Source organism: Sedimentibacter sp., from assembly GCF_038562225.1.
GTDB lineage: Bacteria > Bacillota > Clostridia > Tissierellales > Sedimentibacteraceae > Sedimentibacter.
This window is the reverse complement of record NZ_JBCFAS010000007.1, coordinates 76,479-93,567: the sequence shown is the minus strand read 5'-3', so window position 1 is coordinate 93,567 and position 17,089 is coordinate 76,479. Positions and strand designations below refer to the sequence as shown.

General features: G+C 45.3%; 13 protein-coding genes. 2 read left to right on the top strand and 11 right to left on the bottom strand.

All coding sequences use genetic code 11. The features are described 5' to 3' along the window. Positions 1-21: 21 nt before the first annotated feature. The gene (locus tag AAGU76_RS18860; protein ID WP_342487073.1) at positions 22-1,776 is read left to right on the top strand and encodes a sigma 54-interacting transcriptional regulator; all 1,755 of its coding nucleotides are present in this window, start codon (positions 22-24) and stop codon (positions 1,774-1,776) included. 88 nt (positions 1,777-1,864) lie between these two features. On the opposite strand, the gene uvrA is transcribed toward AAGU76_RS18860, so the two are convergent. The 7 genes from uvrA to rph all read right to left on the bottom strand — a co-directional run bounded on the left by uvrA (position 1,865) and on the right by rph (position 10,490). Then, positions 1,865-4,681, bottom strand: a complete 2,817-nt coding sequence (gene uvrA / locus AAGU76_RS18855; protein WP_342487072.1) for an excinuclease ABC subunit UvrA — start codon at positions 4,679-4,681, stop codon at positions 1,865-1,867. 11 nt (positions 4,682-4,692) lie between these two features. Next, the gene (gene uvrB, locus AAGU76_RS18850; RefSeq protein ID WP_342487071.1) at positions 4,693-6,684 is read right to left on the bottom strand and encodes an excinuclease ABC subunit UvrB; all 1,992 of its coding nucleotides are present in this window, start codon (positions 6,682-6,684) and stop codon (positions 4,693-4,695) included. A 195-nt stretch (positions 6,685-6,879) separates the two neighbouring features. Next, entirely contained in the window at positions 6,880-7,731 is an 852-nt protein-coding gene (gene lipA, locus AAGU76_RS18845; RefSeq protein WP_342487070.1) for a lipoyl synthase, read from the bottom strand. A 2-nt stretch (positions 7,732-7,733) separates the two neighbouring features. Next, positions 7,734-8,480 carry a lipoyl(octanoyl) transferase LipB gene (gene lipB / locus AAGU76_RS18840; RefSeq protein WP_342487069.1) on the bottom strand — a complete coding sequence of 249 codons (747 nt, stop codon included), beginning with the start codon at positions 8,478-8,480 and terminating at the stop codon, positions 7,734-7,736. A gap of 189 nt (positions 8,481-8,669) precedes the next feature. Beyond that, the gene (locus AAGU76_RS18835; protein ID WP_342487068.1) at positions 8,670-9,155 is read right to left on the bottom strand and encodes a YfcE family phosphodiesterase; all 486 of its coding nucleotides are present in this window, start codon (positions 9,153-9,155) and stop codon (positions 8,670-8,672) included. Continuing rightward, positions 9,136-9,750 (bottom strand): RdgB/HAM1 family non-canonical purine NTP pyrophosphatase, encoded by a 615-nt coding sequence (gene rdgB / locus AAGU76_RS18830; RefSeq protein ID WP_342487067.1) that lies wholly within the window; start codon positions 9,748-9,750, stop codon positions 9,136-9,138. Before rdgB ends, AAGU76_RS18835 begins: the two co-directional genes overlap by 20 nt. Further along, positions 9,747-10,490, bottom strand: a complete 744-nt coding sequence (gene rph / locus AAGU76_RS18825) for a ribonuclease PH (RefSeq protein WP_342487066.1) — start codon at positions 10,488-10,490, stop codon at positions 9,747-9,749. The genes rdgB and rph overlap by 4 nt, the downstream gene beginning before the upstream one ends. Before the next feature lie 201 nt (positions 10,491-10,691). Here rph and AAGU76_RS18820 point away from each other — a divergent pair, with 201 nt between their 5' ends. After that, the gene (locus AAGU76_RS18820) at positions 10,692-11,465 is read left to right on the top strand and encodes an IclR family transcriptional regulator (protein WP_342487065.1); all 774 of its coding nucleotides are present in this window, start codon (positions 10,692-10,694) and stop codon (positions 11,463-11,465) included. Between the two features lie 38 nt (positions 11,466-11,503). Here the strand turns inward: AAGU76_RS18820 and AAGU76_RS18815 are convergent, their stop codons facing one another. The 4 genes from AAGU76_RS18815 to AAGU76_RS18800 all read right to left on the bottom strand — a co-directional run bounded on the left by AAGU76_RS18815 (position 11,504) and on the right by AAGU76_RS18800 (position 17,045). Further along, entirely contained in the window at positions 11,504-12,664 is a 1,161-nt protein-coding gene (locus AAGU76_RS18815) for an FIST N-terminal domain-containing protein (RefSeq protein WP_342487064.1), read from the bottom strand. Between the two features lie 44 nt (positions 12,665-12,708). Continuing rightward, entirely contained in the window at positions 12,709-12,945 is a 237-nt protein-coding gene (locus AAGU76_RS18810) for a hypothetical protein (protein ID WP_342487063.1), read from the bottom strand. 19 nt (positions 12,946-12,964) lie between these two features. Further along, positions 12,965-14,812 (bottom strand): aldehyde ferredoxin oxidoreductase family protein, encoded by a 1,848-nt coding sequence (locus tag AAGU76_RS18805; protein WP_342487062.1) that lies wholly within the window; start codon positions 14,810-14,812, stop codon positions 12,965-12,967. 145 nt (positions 14,813-14,957) lie between these two features. Beyond that, on the bottom strand, positions 14,958-17,045 hold the full coding sequence (locus tag AAGU76_RS18800; RefSeq protein WP_342487061.1) for a stalk domain-containing protein: 2,088 nt from the start codon (positions 17,043-17,045) through the stop codon (positions 14,958-14,960). Positions 17,046-17,089: the final 44 nt, after the last annotated feature.

Sequence of the window (17,089 nt, the reverse complement as noted above, 5' to 3'; positions counted from 1 at the left end):
TTCAGTGTCGGGAGGTGTAAAATGAGTGAACTTATTTCAATCCACGAATATGTACATAAAACAGCCAAGATAATTGCCACAGTATTAGACATGGAAGTTCTGATCAGTGACAATAAAATGCGCATACTGGCCGACAGCAACATGGACAGCTGGGGCTGCACTGAAATGCTCAGCAATGAAGCTGTTTTGTCAAAAGCAATGAAGGAATGCCGGATGATAATGCTTAAGGACAGGGATTCCGAATATGAAGGATGCAGGAATTGTGAAAAAAAGCATGTATGTGACATCAAATCTTTTATTGCATTTCCAATAGTGAAAAACGATGAACCTATAGGCGGTATCGGCATATATGCAAACAAAAGGGAATCTCAGGACAGGCTGATTGGGAAATATGAATCATTCATGGATTTCATCTCAAAAATGTCTGACATGATAGTGAATAAGCTTGAGGAAAAGCAGGAGAACACTGAGCTGAAAGCACTGCACAAAAGGCTTTCGCTGATGGTGGAGTCCATAGATTCTCCTCTTATAGGAATAGACGAATCAAACAACATAATAAACTGCAACATGAAATTCAAAAGCATGTTCAGCCTGGAAGAGAAAAACTATGAAACATTCCAGGAGCTGTGTGATATTTTGGGCAGCAACGAGCTGAAGACTTTCACCGTGAACAATCATGAATGTTTTCAAAAACAAATGACTTTTTACATTGGAGGCAAGAAAACAAGCGTCTTTGTGAAGTTTGACCCTATTGTCATAGACAGGTCATATAAGGGAGCGCTCATTTATTTTAAAAAGACGTCCGACCTTTATGACGAGGTCAACAAAATCACAAATAACTTTTCCCATATTTACTTTGATGACATCATATGCAACAGCAATGTGATGAAAAGACTGAAGAATGATTCCATAAAATTTGCCCAGGGCTCATCCACTATACTGATACAAGGCGAAAGCGGTACCGGTAAAGAGGTGTTCGCCAGAGCAATCCACGGAGAAAGCAGTTTCAAAAACGGACCCTTTGTAACCGTAAACTGCGCCGCCATTCCGGACAACCTCCTGGAGAGTGAACTATTCGGACATGAGGAAGGTTCATTCACCGGATCTATGAAGGGCGGTAAAATAGGCAAATTCGAGCTGGCCAACAAGGGTACCCTTTTTCTGGATGAAGTCGGCGAAATGCCTATTCACCTGCAGCCTAAGCTTCTCAGAGCAATTCAGGAGAAAAAATTTCAACGTATCGGATCAAATAAGGACATCCTTGTGAAAACCCGAATAATAGCAGCTACGAACAGGGACCTTGAAAAGATGATTGATGCCGGAGAATTCCGCGAAGACCTTTACTATCGTCTGAATGTCATTCCTCTGATCATTCCTCCCCTGAGAGAGAGAAAGGAAGACATTTCAGTCCTGCTTAAATATTTTCTGAACATTTACAATGATATCCTCGATAAAAACATCCGGAGCTTTTCACCGGAAACGGAGCAGTTTCTTATTAATTACAAGTGGCCCGGCAATGTAAGGGAACTGCAGAATGTGGTTGAATATGCCGTAAACATTGCCAAGGATGACATCATCAAGGCAGAAGACCTTCCGAAAAGACTGCTGTCAGGAAAGTCCGGCGAAACAACCGTTATAAAACCCATAAAGGAAATTGAGCGTTTTTATATAGACGAAGCTTTGAGAATATACGGCGATGATCTGTCCGGAAAAGAAAAGGCAGCCAGAGAACTGGGTATAAGCTTGTCGACTCTCTACCGCAAATTGAGGGAATGAAAGCATTTAAAAGGGGATTTTGCACCAGCAAAATCCCCTCCTTTAATTTCTTAATTCTTCACTCTTAATTATTAATTGCTTTAGTTAATCACTTGTTTTTCATTACTTTCTTCAGATACTGGCCGGTGTAGGATTTTTTCACCTTGGCCACCTCTTCGGGAGTTCCCTGGGCTACGATTGTACCGCCGCCGTCTCCTCCTTCGGGACCTAAATCCAGTATATAGTCGGCTGTCTTGATGACATCCAGGTTGTGCTCGATTACAACCACTGAGTTTCCTGCATCCACAAGCTTGTTGAGCACCTCCACCAGCATATGGATGTCTGCTATGTGAAGGCCTGTGGTGGGCTCATCGAGAACGTAAAGTGTTCTTCCTGTTCCCTTCTTGCTCAGTTCATAGGCAAGCTTCACACGCTGAGCCTCTCCACCGGACAATTCCGTTGAGGGCTGACCCAGCTTGATGTATCCCAGTCCCACATCCTGCAGCGTCTTGATCTTGTTGTATATCTTTGGAATGTTCTCGAAGAATTCTATTGCTTCATCAATTGTCATATCCAAAACTTCAGAAATGTTTTTACCCTTGTACCTCACTTCCAGTGTTTCCCTGTTGTATCTCTTGCCCTTGCACACATCGCAGGGAACATACACATCAGGAAGGAAGTGCATTTCTATTTTTAAAATACCGTCTCCATGGCACGCCTCGCACCTGCCTCCCTTGACATTGAAGCTGAAGCGTCCCTTCTGGTAGCCTCTTTCCTTTGCTTCAAGCGTCATGGCGAACACGTCCCTGATATAGTCAAACACACCGGTGTATGTGGCAGGGTTTGACCTTGGCGTCCTTCCGATAGGTGACTGGTCTATGGTAATTATCTTGTCTAAATGTTCAACGCCCAACATTTCGTCATACCTGCCAGGACGGTTTGAGTTGCGGAACAGCTTCTGATGGAGGCCTTTTGACAGTATCTCATTTATGAGCGAGCTTTTGCCAGAGCCGGACACTCCTGTGACACAGCACAACAACCCAAGGGGTATCTTCACGTCCAAATTCTTAAGGTTGTTTTCCTTTGCTCCTTTGATTTCTATGAACTTCTCAGGAACCCTTCTCACTTCGGGAATCTCGATTTTCTTTTTGCCGCTTAAATACTGTCCCGTAATGGAATTTTCATTGTTTTTGATATCCTCGAACGTGCCGCATGCAACAACCTCTCCTCCGTGAACACCGGCTCCCGGACCGATGTCCAGAATGTAATCGGCATTTTCCATGGTTTCTTCGTCATGCTCCACCACGATGAGGGTGTTGCCTAAATCAGTGAGATTTCTCAGTGTCTTTATGAGCATGCTGTTGTCTCTCTGGTGAAGGCCTATGCTGGGTTCGTCCAGCACGTACAAAACTCCCACCAGGCTTGAACCTATCTGAGTTGCCAGCCTTATTCTCTGCGATTCCCCTCCCGACAGCGTGCCGGCGCTTCTTTCCAGCGTCAGGTACGTAAGCCCCACATCCGACAGAAACTGCAGTCTTGAATTAATTTCCTTGATTATCTGTCCGCCTATGATTCTGTTAATGGGGCTCAATTCCAATTCATCAAAGAACTTCAGGCTGTTTTTCACCGAAAGCTGGGTTACCTGATAAATATTTTTGTTTCCAACCTTTACTGCAAGGCTTATGGGATTTAATCTGGCACCGTGGCATTCGGGGCACAGGCTTTCATACATGTACTCCTCTATCCACTCACGCATTTCAGGAGACTTTGTTTCCATGTATCTTCTCTGAAGATTGTTCACGACGCCTTCGAATTCCCTTGTGTACGTCTTGTAGCCCTGAAACTTGCTGTTGAACTCTACAGACAGTTCCCTGCCGTTGGTGCCGTACAGAATTTCATCTATGAATTCCTTTGGTGCTTCGGAAAGGGGTTTCGATATGTCAAACCTGTGTTGGTCTGCTATGGTTTTGAATATCTGGTAGTAATATCCTTCCTCATCGGCTCCGTAAGGCGCGATTGCCCTTTCAGCCACGGTCTTTGAATAATCCGGTATTACCAGGTCAGGATCTATCTCTCTTTTGACTCCCAGTCCGTTGCATGTGGGGCATGCTCCTATGGGATTGTTGAAGGAAAACATCCTTGGTGAAATTTCACCGAAGCCTATACCGCAGTCCGTGCAGGCAAACTTCGTGCTCATAAGCAGCTCTTCCTGTCCCATGACATCAACAAGCACCATTCCCCCTGAAAGCTCAAGGGCGGTCTCAACAGAATCCACAAGTCTTTTCTGTATTCCTTCCTTTATGATTAGTCGGTCCACAATAACTTCTATGCTGTGCTTCTTGTTCTTGTCCAGATTCAGTTCTTCTTCCAGCTCCATGATTTCGCCGTCCAATCTTACTCTCACATAGCCGTCTTTTTTTATGTTTTCCAGAAGCTTTTTATGTGTTCCCTTTGCTCCCCTAACCATGGGAGCCAGAATCTGTATTTTTGTTCTTTCTTCGTATTCCAGAACCTTGTCTGTTATCTGGTCGATTGTCTGTGTAGTGATGGGCTTCCCGCAGTTGGGGCAGTGGGGAATTCCTATCCTTGCAAACAAAAGCCTGTAATAATCATATATTTCCGTTACGGTTCCAACCGTTGAACGGGGGTTTTTGCTGGTTGTTTTCTGGTCTATGGATATGGCCGGGGACAGTCCTTCTATTGATTCCACATCAGGCTTATCCATCTGTCCAAGAAACATTCGTGCGTAGGAAGACAGACTTTCCACATAGCGCCTCTGTCCTTCAGCATAAATGGTGTCGAACGCCAGCGACGTCTTTCCCGAGCCGCTGACTCCGGTGAAGACAATGAGTTTGTCCCTGGGAAGCTCCACGCTGACGTTCTTCAGGTTGTTTTCCTTGGCTCCCCTAATTATTATTTTATCCATTGTTCATCCTTTCACTCTGCAACTAATTCTATATTGTTCTGCATCTTTATATCCTTTATTTCATCCCTCAGATGGGCTGCTTTTTCAAATTCGAGGTTTTCAGCAGCTTTTCTCATTTCTTTCTCAAGCTCTATGATGTAAGCCTGAACAGACTGAATATCTCCTGCGCCTGCCTTGGTCCTGTAAGGCTTCTCATCCTCTGCTGCCTTGGTAGCCTCTATGATGTCACGTACTCCCTTGATGATTGATTTAGGTGTGATGTTGTGTTCCTTGTTGTATTTGTCCTGGATTTCCCTTCTTCTGTCTGTTTCCCTGATTGCCCTTTCCATGGAGCCGGTCATCCTGTCAGCATACATGATGACTCTGCCGTCAGAGTTTCTTGCGGCTCTTCCCACTGTCTGGATGAGCGATGTTTCCGAGCGCAGGAAGCCTTCCTTGTCGGCATCTAGAATTGCCACCAACGAAACCTCAGGAAGGTCAAGGCCTTCCCTCAAAAGGTTTATTCCTACCAGCACGTCGAATTCACCTATGCGCAGGTCCCTGATTATTTCCATTCTCTCCAGCGTGTCGATGTCCGAATGCAGGTATCTTACCCTTATGCCTGTGTTTTTGAAGTATGTGGTTAAGTCCTCTGCCATTTTCTTGGTGAGGGTTGTAACGAGAACCCTTTGGTTCTTTTCTGTGGACTTCCTGATTTCGTTGATGAGGTCGTCAATCTGGTTGTTCACCGGGCGCACGTAAATAGGCGGATCCAGAAGTCCTGTAGGACGAATAATCTGCTCTGCCACATTCTGCGAATGCTCTGCCTCATAGGGTCCCGGTGTGGCGCTTACAAACACAACCTGGCTGATGATCTTTTCAAACTCGTCAAACTTCAGAGGCCTGTTGTCCAGTGCCGATGGCAGACGGAAGCCGTAGTCCACCAGCGTGGTCTTCCTTGCCCTGTCTCCGTTGTACATTCCTCTTACCTGAGGCAATGTAACGTGGGACTCATCTATGATCATCAGAAAATCTTTCGGGAAGTAATCCAGCAGAGTAAAGGGCCTCATGCCGGCTTCAAGGTTGTTTATGTGCCTTGAGTAGTTTTCGATGCCGTTGCAGTATCCCATTTCCTGAAGCATTTCCACATCGTAGTTTGTTCTCTGCTCCAGACGCTGCATCTCAAGAAGCTTGTTCTCGCTTTCGAAACACTTCAGCCTGTCTTCGAGTTCTTCCTTGATGCTCACAACAGCCCTCTTGACGTTTTCTTCCGTTGTGGCATAGTGTGTTGCAGGGAATATGGAAATGTGGTTTCTCCTGCCAATAAGTTCTCCTGTGACTGTGTTGATTTCCGTTATCCTGTCTACCTCGTCTCCGAAGAATTCCACCCTGATGGCATTTTCTGAGGATGATGCAGGAAATATTTCAAGGGTGTCTCCCCTTACCCTGAACGTTCCTCGGGTGAAGCTTATGTCGTTTCTTTTGTACTGTATCTCTATGAGCTTTCGGATGGTCTCGTCCCTGCCCTTTTCCATGCCCGGCCTCAGTGATATAACCAGGTTTTCATAGTCCATAGGGCTTCCCAGTCCGTATATGCACGAGACGCTGGCAACAATGATTACATCCTTCCTTTCAAACAGGGATGCCGTTGCCGAGTGCCTGAGCTTGTCGATTTCGTCGTTGATTGATGCATCCTTCTCTATGAATGTGTCGCTGCTTGGAACGTACGCTTCCGGCTGGTAGTAGTCGTAGTAGCTTACGAAGTACTCCACGGCGTTGTCCGGAAAGAACTCCTTGAATTCCGAGCACAGCTGTGCAGCCAGCGTCTTGTTGTGAGCCAGCACCAGTGTTGGTTTTTGAACCTTCTCAATGATGTTGGCCATGGTGAATGTCTTGCCGGAGCCCGTAACCCCCAGCAGCGTCTGATATTTGAGTTTGTTATCTATTCCCCTTGCAATTCTTTCAATAGCCTCCGGCTGGTCGCCGGTGGGCTTGAATTCGGATTTTATTTTAAATTCTCCCATAACCGCCTCCACGCAGCAAAACGTATGTTCGTTTCATTATATATCTTTTGATATCCTAAGTCAACTATTATAACGATTCAATTTAAATACATACAATAAAAAACTGCCTTACCATTATACCCAATTTTTTGGTATTGAAAAGGCAGTTTAAATTAATAATCAGTACAACCATAAATTATATAAACATTATTTGTTTCATGCTTCCAGGGCCTTGTCTGCATGGTAGGAGCTGCGGACCAGCGGTGCGGAAGCAACGTACTTGAATCCCATTTCTTCTGCCCTCTCCTTGTACATGCTGAAAATGTCCGGATGGATATATTCAACAACAGGGTGATGCTGCGGGGAGGGAGCCAGGTACTGTCCGACTGTCAGTATGTCACAGCCGACAGACCTGAGATCCTTGAAAACCTCAATGACCTCAGACTCCTTTTCTCCAAGTCCGACCATGATCCCGCTCTTGGAAAGAATGGTTCCATCCATGTTTTTTATGTTCTCAAGCAACTCCAGTGAACGCCTGTAATCAGCCTTGGGGCGAACTTCCGCATAGAGTCTCTGCACGGTTTCAATGTTGTGATTTATTATTTCAGGCTTGGCAACAACCACCTTTTTCAATGCCGCCTCATTTCCTGCAAAGTCGGGAATAAGCACTTCCACTGTCACACTGCTGTTCAGCTCTTTTATTCTTTTTATTACATCTGCAAAATGACCGGCTCCTCCGTCCTCAAGGTCATCCCTGGTAACGGAAGTAACCACCACGTGCTTCAGCCCCAGCTTTCGCACAGCCTGAGCAACATGTTCAGGTTCATGAGGGTCTACATTTTCCGTCTTTCCCTTGGTGACATTGCAGAATGTGCAGTTGCGGGTACACATGCTGCCCAGTATCATGAATGTTGCTGTCTTTCTGTTGTAGCATTCCATCAGATTTGGACAGTTGGCATGTTCGCATACGGTATTAAGGTTAAGTGTCTTAAGCAAATCATTGACATAATTTATGTCCTGCGAAGACTTCACTTTAATTTTCAGCCAATCCGGATATTTTCTTTCCATAGTTACTCCTCAACGCTTATATTTTCAATTCTAGATAAAAAATGTGATTTTTCCTCAAAACAGCATTCAGCTTCAAACGTCCTGCAGAAGTATTCAGCCACCTGGTTGTTGATCTTTTCAAAATCCATATCATGCCCCAGAATCTTTTTAAGTGATGTAACGCCTCTGTCGGTGATTCCGCAGGGGTTTATCCATCTGAAATGTTCCAGGTCCGTATTCACATTGAATGCAAATCCATGCATGGACACCCATTTTCTCACAGCCACCCCAACAGCTGTGATTTTGTCGTTTCCAACCCAAACACCGGTATATTTTTTCTCATCCCTGTATGCTTCTACAAAATATTGTTCCCTGAGAAGGTGTACGAAGACATCTTCCATTCTCCACATGAATGAACGCAAGTCGCTTCCGTAATTTTTAAGGTTCATTACCGGGTATCCTACAATCTGCCCCGGACCGTGATATGTCACGTCTCCGCCCCTGTTGACCTCATATACGTCTATGCCGTTTTCCTTCAGCAGTTCCCTGGGCAGAAGTATGTTCGAAGCACTGCCGCTGCTGCCGATTGTAAGCACCGGATCGTGTTCAACCAGAAGCAGTGTGTCTTTAATTTTTTCCTGCTGTCTCAAGGCGAGAAGCTTCTGCTGCAGGGTTAAAGCTTCTGCATATTCAATTCTTCCAAGTTTCACTGCATCTATTTTCATATGATTCCTCTTGCAATTAATGATCTTGCCTTTATAAACCAACACAATTATAGTAACATTTATTTATTATAACAAAAACATCTGCATCTTTCTACATAAATCTCAGAAAAAAAAAGAGGGTTACCCCTCTCGTTGACGAAAAAGTAATTTTTGAACGTGTCATTCTGAGGACGCAGTCCGAAAGATGCCCTAACCCTATTTTTCAGGTTCAGCCTGACGCTCAGGATGACAAAATTAGTTCTGCAGAAGAATTATCCTTCCTCTGATTTCAGAGTCCGTAAATTCCACTACGCCAAAGCTTGGTTTCCCGTCCCTGGGAAACACTGTGCTGCCGGGATTGAAGTACAGAACATTGCCTATGAAGTCGTTCTGGGCGCCGTGGGTGTGTCCGTACAGCACCGCGTCTGCTCCATTATCCTCAGCATATGCTTTCAGAGCTTCAATGTTCAGCTTCACGTTGTGAAGATGGCCATGAGTAATCAGGACATTTCTCCCGCATATTTCCCTTAAGAGAATCTCCTCTTTGCCGCTGATGTCGTAGTCACAGTTTCCCGGCACCTGATAGACTGTTGAAATATTCAGTTTGTCCGCAAATTTCTGTGCATCCTTGTACTTATCACCGCAGTGAACCAATATGTCGAAGTCTCCATATTTTTTCATCTCATCCATGTGGCTGTCAAATACCGCTCCGTGGCTGTCGCTAATTACCAGTACCCTCACTTGCTTCCTCCAGCTTCTTCTTTAAATTCATCAGAGCATTTGCCCTGTGACTTATCTTGTTTTTTTCGTCTTCGGACATTTCAGAAAATGTCTTGTCCGTTCCGTCAACAACGAAAAGAGGGTCATAGCCAAAGCCCTTGTCTCCTCTTTCTTCTAAGGCTATTCTGCCCCTACACTCACCTTCCGCCATTATCCTGCTGCCGTCTTCCATGACCACTGCCATGACAGTTCTGAATGTGGCGGTGCGCTTTTCTGCAGGTACATCCTTTAGATTTTTCAGCAGCAGGTTGTTGTTGTCCTTGTAGGAAACAGGTTCTCCGGCGTACCTTGCGGAATAAACTCCCGGTGCTCCGTCCAGAGCGTCCACGAACAGCCCTGTGTCATCTGCTATGACTATGCCGCCCACAAGCTTGTGCAGCTCTTCTGCCTTCTTGAAGGCATTGCCTTCAAGAGTATCCATGTCTTCCTCAACATCAAACTTCGTGTATCCCAAATCATCCTTTGACACCACTTCAAAAATCGTATCTTTAAGTATGTCCTTTATTTCACTTACCTTATGCTTGTTCCCGCTGGAAAGTATTATTCGTCTTTTCATTTTCCGATTGCCTCGCTTATTTCTTCTCCCAACGCTTCCCTCTGGATTTTATAAAGGTCCTGACATCCCTTTGTCGCCAGCGAAACAAGGTTCATGAACTGATCGTGGGAAAACGTCGCTTCCTCTCCCGAACCCTGCACCTCAACAAATTCACCCTTGTTGGTCATCACTATGTTCATGTCAACCTCAGCTGCCGAATCTTCCTCGTAGCAAAGGTCAAGAATTGTTTCACCGCCGCTTATTCCAACACTTACTGCTGTCACAAAGGCCTTGATGGGCATTTTTGATATGAGTCCTGCTGCTGCCAGCTTACTGAAGGCATCTGACATGGCTACAAAGGCGCCTGTGATTGAAGCAGTCCTTGTTCCTCCGTCTGCCTGAATAACGTCGCAGTCTATCCACAGCGTCCTCTCTCCGATTGCTTCCATATCCACAACGCTTCTGAGGCTTCTGCCTATGAGCCTTTGTATTTCCTGGGATCTGCCGTCTATTTTACCCTTGTTGACATCCCTTTGTTTCCTGGTCATGGTTGAGCCCGGTATCATGGAATACTCTGCGGATACCCATCCCTTGCCTGTTCCCTTTAAAAACGGAGGGACTCTTTCTTCAACCATTGCTGTGCATATTACCTTTGTGTTTCCAACTTCTATTAAAACTGATCCGTCCGGATGCATCAAATAGTTCCTGGTTATTTTAACATTTCTCAGTTCATCGTTTTTTCTGTTGTCTATCCTAGCCATAATTGCTCCTTTTATTGTTTCTTAAACTATTATACCCTAATTATACAGCTTTAACAATAATAAACAACCAAATTTGACAATCCGAAATTCCTGCCCGAAGCCAAACATTCCATTGTATTGACTAATGCATTTTATGATAGTAAAATATAATCAGCATATTGATAAAAAATTCATTCAACAGCTTATTCCAAAGGAGAACGTATGGCTATGGAAGATAAGAACAGCAATATACAGGTGATCGACAGAACGCTGGACATAATCGAATTACTGTCAACAGAACAAAAGGGCATAGGCGTAACAGAAATATCAAAAAAAACCAACCTGCACAAAACGACTGTACACAGGATTTTATCTTCCCTGCACGCAAGAAATTATGTGGAGAAAAACAAGAACGGGGAATACAAGCTGGGATTGAAGCTCATAGAAATAGTCGGCTGTCATATTAATGAACTGGAACTCCAAACAGAAGCACGCCCCTACCTGATGGAACTGTCAGCAAAATATAACCTCACCTCGCACCTGGGAGTGCTTGATGGAGAAAATGTCATTTACATCGAAAAGCTGGAGACATTCACCAATATGAGACTGTACACGCAAATCGGCTACCGGGTGCCTGCCTATTGTTCATCACTCGGAAAATGTTTGCTGTCTTCGCTGTCTGAAACAGAGCTTGAGGACATTATGGAGCAGTGCAAATTTGAACGGTATACCGAAAATACCATTTGTGACTTGAAAGAATTGAAGAAAGAGCTTCGGAATATCAGAATTCAGAAATGGGCAATGGATGATCAGGAACAAATTGTTGGACAACGCTGCATCGCTGCTCCCATTTACGACTACAGAGGAGAAGTTATTGCTGCTGTCAGCGGCAGCGGCAACCTGGAGCAGCTGCCGGATGAAAAAATAAATGACATAGCCGGCTACATAGTTGTCATTGCAATCGAAATATCCAGAAGACTGGGTTACAAAAATTAAAACATGGCTGCTGCATATATGTGCAACAGCCATTAGTCTTATTTTGAAAATCCCGTAAAGGACAACATAAGTCCTCCGCATGTATTTATGCCGTCCTGTTCGTACCCGTATTCACCGAATGTAAATTCTGCAATAAATGGCACATTTCCAGCTGCTTCTTTGATTTCCTTTACAGCTTCATCTATTCTGTTGTCTATTCCTGCTCTCCTGCCGCCGCAGTGAACCAGGTGATAGGCTCCTGCATCTGTTCCAAGTTTTTCCTTGAGCTCGTTTAATGTCTTTCCGGTGGATGCAATAAGCTCATCCGCTGAACCTTCCATATAAATTACGGCAGTGTTAACAGCAACGTTGTTTCCAAGATTCATGGTGTTGTCTTCATTTCCGTTCATTGGGTGCCTTATGGCTACAAGGTCGCCCAGGCGGTCCTTGACTCCTATGGGAGCACAGATTGATGCTCCCAGCAGATTCATGCCCTGCAGGTCTTTTACATCTTTGCCGCTCCACTGGGCATACTTTTCCAGAGCCGGCACGCCGTCTATTTCAGCCAATACTCTGTTGCCTATAACTTTTGTCACTACCCCTGCTTTTGCAGTTTCCCTGTAAGCACCCGTAAACTTATTGGCGAACGTCTTGCCTGTATAGAAGAATGCAACCGCAACACCGTCTGCAAATGAACCGGTGTCTGTGAAAAGTTTCCATTCTCCTGATATGGAGTTATCAGCTGCGCTTCCTCCAAAGAAAGGAACTCTTCCGATAACTCCGGTAATGCCTTTCAGATAAAATTCCTCTTCTCCGGGAGGAGCAACCATGTAAAAATAATCTGGAGAATCTGTCCTGCCTGCATTTTCAAGGGCTCTTCTGGCTGCTTCAGAGCCTGTGCTTACTGCATCGTTCATTTTGGGAACGCCTGCCACACCTACTGTCATGTCATCATCCATGGCCATAATTCCAACAAAACAATCGCCTGTAATAAATCCTTCAGGTGTTATTATTCCTGTGAATGATGTGTTTCCAATTATAGGCACTCCGTTCATAGCTTCCTTTGCACCTTTAATCAGTTCATCCTGATCATAGTTCACACTGCTGTACATAAAAGCGACCTTTGGTTTTCCCAGTCCCTCTGTTGCTTTCACTCCTGCCGTTTTTCCTGCCTCAAAGGCATTTGATGATGTGTATGAGCCAACGTTTGCTTTTAACATAATACTTCCTCCTTATATTATTAATCCATATTGATTATCAGATATTAACCACCGGCCAAAAGCGGAAGAACAGTCAGAGTGTCGCTGTCCTCAAGTATGTAAGAGGTGTCCCGCCTTTCATTGTTCACATATACCGTGTATCTTACGCTCGTTTCCCGAAGAGGCGATGAATCAAGCAGTTCTCTGATGGTTTTTCCCTTTCCGTCTGTTATCCAAAATCCTTCTTCATTTTTTTCCGGCATCATGTTGGTCAGGACACCGAAAAACTTTACCTTTACCATAATCCACCCCTTTATGCAGCTAAGGCAGCATTGAAATATATTCTTCCAGCCCCAGCTCCTGAAGAGCCTTTGCTGTTGGTATTCCGTTTTCATCCCAGCCTCTGAGCCTGTAATAGTCATCAAGCATCTTGCTGAAGCCTGCAGGACTTTTTCCGGCCCTTCCTCCGATAACTGCAGCCTGAAGCATTTTTGGCGGAAGCGTATCATCCTTGCGGTTCATTCCGTCTCTGACATTAACAAGCCTCTGTAACGCAATACCTCTTTCCGAAGTCCTAAGAAGCTCCATGTTCGAATATTCCAGCCCTGTGGCTGCCTTCAGCTCCCTGCCTATTTCGGTTACTGTAAGCCCGCCGTTATTTACCATGAATTTGCACATGGTCAGGTTGTTGTAAAGCATGCTTGTGTTTTGATAGATATATGCGCAGTAACCTGCAGTGCTTTCGTCAAACCTTTCAGGGGGAGAATCCATTTCACAATCAGGATAGAACAATCCCAAGGCGCTGGCCTGAGGATTTCCGCGTTCATGGCAGGCCCCCCTGGGGCTTGTTGCATAATTTACTGCAAGTCCATATACAGCCCTTGGATCATGGGCAGGTAAATCAAGATTTTTTACTTCAACAGCTATACCGGCAGATTCCTGACCAATTGTTTCCACCGCTCCCCTTATTCCCTTTTTAAACATACTTCCGATTCCCTGAAGATTTGCCAACTTATCTTCAAGATACAACAGCGTCTCTTCATCGTTCCATCTGGGAACCATTCCTATTTCTTCAGCGCTAAGAAAACCTGCTTCATAACATTCTATAATGAAACCTATGTACGCACCCAGAGATACCGTATCAATTCCGCTTCTGTTTGCCCTGTCATTTGCAACGGCTATGGCTTCCAGGTCGTCCAGCAAAAGAGATGAACCTAACATTCCAAGGGTTTCATACTCCGGTCCATTTCCATCCAGTATGCTTCCGTCCTTTAGCTTCAGGTTTATGTGTCTGTGGCATCCTACAGGACAGTTCTGACACGGCAGAGGTTTCACGTTTAAAAGCTCTGTGTACCTGGGTGTTCCTATCATTTTTGCTCCATGATGCCAGACGTCTCCACGCCAGTATTTAATCGGAACATCTCCAAGCTCCTCCAGGGGAACCATTACATCAGGAGTGCCGCCTCCTCCTTTTGCTGTTTCATGAAGTCTTACAAAAAGATCTTTGGCTAATTTCTGAGCTTCCTCCAAATCAGCAACTGGAACCTGTTTTGTGCCCCACACTGCTACAGCCTTTAAATTTTTGGAACCCATTATGGCTCCTGCTCCGCCTCTGCCTGCAAAAGAATGTCCGTCGCAGCTTATGCATGCTATGGGATTCATTTTTTCTCCGGCAGGTCCGATGTTTATGGCGTTGATTCGCCTATCACCCAACTCCTCCTTTATCATCAGGGAAGTTTCCACCGTATCTTTTCCCCATATGGAAGATGCATCCCTGAATTCAACCTTGTCGTCATTGATGAAAACATATACCGGTTTTTCGGATTTACCCTCAATGATCAAGACGTCATAGCCTGCCTTCTTCATCTGCGGAGCCCATGCTCCTGTACCTGCAGAATCAAGAAAAGAACCGGTCAGCGGTCCCTTAGTCACAACAGTCCATTTTGCATTGCCGGGAAAGTTAACGGACTGCATAAAGCCAAGAGAAAAAATTATCTTGTTTTCCGGAGACAGGGGATCTATTTTCGGCTCAACTTCATCCAGCAGTATTTTAGCTCCCAGTGCGGCTCCTCCCAGCAGCAGTTTTATGTATTTCTCATCCAGAGTTTCTGTACTGTACGTGTGGTTTGTCAAATTAATTCTCAGAATCGTTTTCCAATAGCCGTACATATGGTAAAACCTCCTTTGCATAATCATTTTATCAATTATACTGTAAATCCTTCAACAATTCAATCAGGCCGTTCCGCATGGCGGACCGGCAGTTCCATATAATGGTACAAAAAAAGGCGTATGAAGTTATCATACACCTATATATTTAGATTGTTGTCTCATCAAACTTTTTAAGGTTGTACAGGTTGATGATGTTGATGAGTTTGACCGAATACTGTGAATCCGTGGCATATCCGCACCTTCGCAGCGCCCATGCGCCCTGTGTGCTGTCAAACATCACTTCCCTGAAGGGAGCATACCTGCTTTTTGTCAGCAGCAGATCGTTGTGGTCTGCCCATGACTCGCTGGCATTCTTGTAAGCCCTGAACTCGGCATCTATTCTAAACGCCACCCCGTTGTACTCCTCCCACGTGTTGGAGGTTACGGAACCCGCTGAGCCTGAGCCCTTGATTCCAAACAGGTTGTTGGAAAACTGACCGTCATACTTGTCAACCGGAACGCTTTGTCCCCAGCCTGTCTCCAGTATGGCCTGCGCAGTTTGAAGCGCAGCAGACATTCCTGTTGTTTCTTTTGTTTCCTGGGCAAGTTTGGAAGCGAACTCCATGAAGCTGCTTTTTTCAACTATGGGCTTCGCTGTGTAGAGGGTGCCCATGTACACTGTAAATGTCACATCTTCGGTTTTTAACGTGTTTCCCTTGTAGGTTCCTTCGGCTCTTATGCTGTAGCTGCCGTCATCACCTGCAGCCGGTGTGTACGATGACTGATCCAGAACCCTTGAGGCTCCGGTTTTGTTGTTGGTCAATACGTACTTGATGCTGTCCGGTGTCACGTTGCTTTTCACGTTGAGAGATAGTGTTCCTGAAACCACCTGTCCCGGTCCAACTCCCTGCAGCAGAACTCTCGGTGTTCCCTTAACAAATACCGTCACAAGACCGCTGGCATATCTGTTTCCTGCCGTATCCTTTACTCTAACGTAAATCTGCCTGTTCCCTGCCATGTCAGGTCCCGGGAACCAGCTGTAGCTTCCGTAGCCTGCCTTGTACAAAACTGTTTCTGCGCCTGTTGCAGGATCTACCGACACATATTCCGTTTCAGACACGTTGAAGTTTCTCGATGTGCTCAGAGTGACGGAACCATCGATTGTCTGTCCCTGTACTACTCCGCCTAAATTGATTTTTCTGGCCACATTAACCTTCACGTTCACGTATTCGCTCTTGTATTCATTGCCTGCAGTATCGTAGGCTATTACCCTCACTGACATGTTGCCGTTATCTTCCATAACCGGTACCATGGTAAAGCCGCCGATGGGATCAAGTCCCGGAGATATGTAGTAGGCGTTTGTGTCGGGGTTTATTATTTCATATTTTACGTATGCAGCGGAAAAATTCATTTCTGTTGCCAGCGGCACACTGTTTGCAGTTATGGTCTCTCCTTCAGTGAGACCGGTTAGTGTGATCTGGGGATTTATGCTGACAGTCACAGGTACTGCATGTCCTGCCAGAAAATTACCGCCGGCGTCGTAGAACGCTGCCACAAGAACCTTGTCTCCGTTGTCTTCCATGGAAGGCATCCACTTGTAGGAAACATTAAAATCCGTTCCCTTTGCAACAATAAAGCCTCTGGAAGTTTCGCGGCTTAAAAGCAGGTATCTGATTTCAGATGCTCCTTTTGGCGGCGCATCAGGAATCAATGTATTTAGATACGTGGTTCCTTCAACCAGCTGTCCGGGCTCTACCGATGATATTTCAACATCAAAAAACGGAATAATTTCCGCAGGAACCGAAGAATCCACATATACGGCTCTCTCGTCGTTGTTCCATTCAATTCCTGCCCCAAGGGCGTTGCTCACCAGCCTGATGGGCACAAAGGTTCTGTCGTCCTTTATGATTGGAGCAACATCCAGCACGCTGTAGGATTCTTCGCCGCCCTGAGAGAATTCCACCAGGTGGCTGTCTATGCGAAGCTCAATTTCTTTGCCGTCCTTGGAAATATGTACTGTTCTGTTTTCATTGTCCCATGTTACTTCGGCCTTTAGATTTTCGGCAACAACCCTGATGGGAACCAGCGTCCTCCCGTCCTTAATGAACGGGTCAGTATCCGATTCTACCTTTTGTCCGTCTATAACCAGCTTTATGGGCGTATCGGCGTAAACCCTGGGAATCGGATTCAAAGCAACCGTTGCCGTCACCAGCAGCGACGCGAATATGTACTTATGCATGTTTCTTTTCTTCATTTGATTACCCCTTTATTTCTGTGTTACTTAAATTATACCACGGA

Excerpts from the sequence above, each read along its gene's own strand:
- rdgB (WP_342487067.1), bottom strand. The coding sequence starts at position 9,750 with ATGAAAAGACGAATAATACTTTCCAGCGGGAACAAGCATAAGGTAAGT.
- rph (WP_342487066.1), bottom strand. The coding sequence starts at position 10,490 with ATGGCTAGGATAGACAACAGAAAAAACGATGAACTGAGAAATGTTAAA.
- uvrA (WP_342487072.1), bottom strand. The coding sequence starts at position 4,681 with ATGGATAAAATAATAATTAGGGGAGCCAAGGAAAACAACCTGAAGAAC.
- AAGU76_RS18815 (WP_342487064.1), bottom strand. The coding sequence starts at position 12,664 with ATGTTAAAAGCAAACGTTGGCTCATACACATCATCAAATGCCTTTGAG.
- AAGU76_RS18860 (WP_342487073.1), top strand. The coding sequence starts at position 22 with ATGAGTGAACTTATTTCAATCCACGAATATGTACATAAAACAGCCAAG.
- uvrB (WP_342487071.1), bottom strand. The coding sequence starts at position 6,684 with ATGGGAGAATTTAAAATAAAATCCGAATTCAAGCCCACCGGCGACCAG.
- AAGU76_RS18820 (WP_342487065.1), top strand. The coding sequence starts at position 10,692 with ATGGCTATGGAAGATAAGAACAGCAATATACAGGTGATCGACAGAACG.
- AAGU76_RS18810 (WP_342487063.1), bottom strand. The coding sequence starts at position 12,945 with ATGGTAAAGGTAAAGTTTTTCGGTGTCCTGACCAACATGATGCCGGAA.
- AAGU76_RS18800 (WP_342487061.1), bottom strand. The coding sequence starts at position 17,045 with ATGAAGAAAAGAAACATGCATAAGTACATATTCGCGTCGCTGCTGGTG.
- AAGU76_RS18805 (WP_342487062.1), bottom strand. The coding sequence starts at position 14,812 with ATGTACGGCTATTGGAAAACGATTCTGAGAATTAATTTGACAAACCAC.
- lipA (WP_342487070.1), bottom strand. The coding sequence starts at position 7,731 with ATGGAAAGAAAATATCCGGATTGGCTGAAAATTAAAGTGAAGTCTTCG.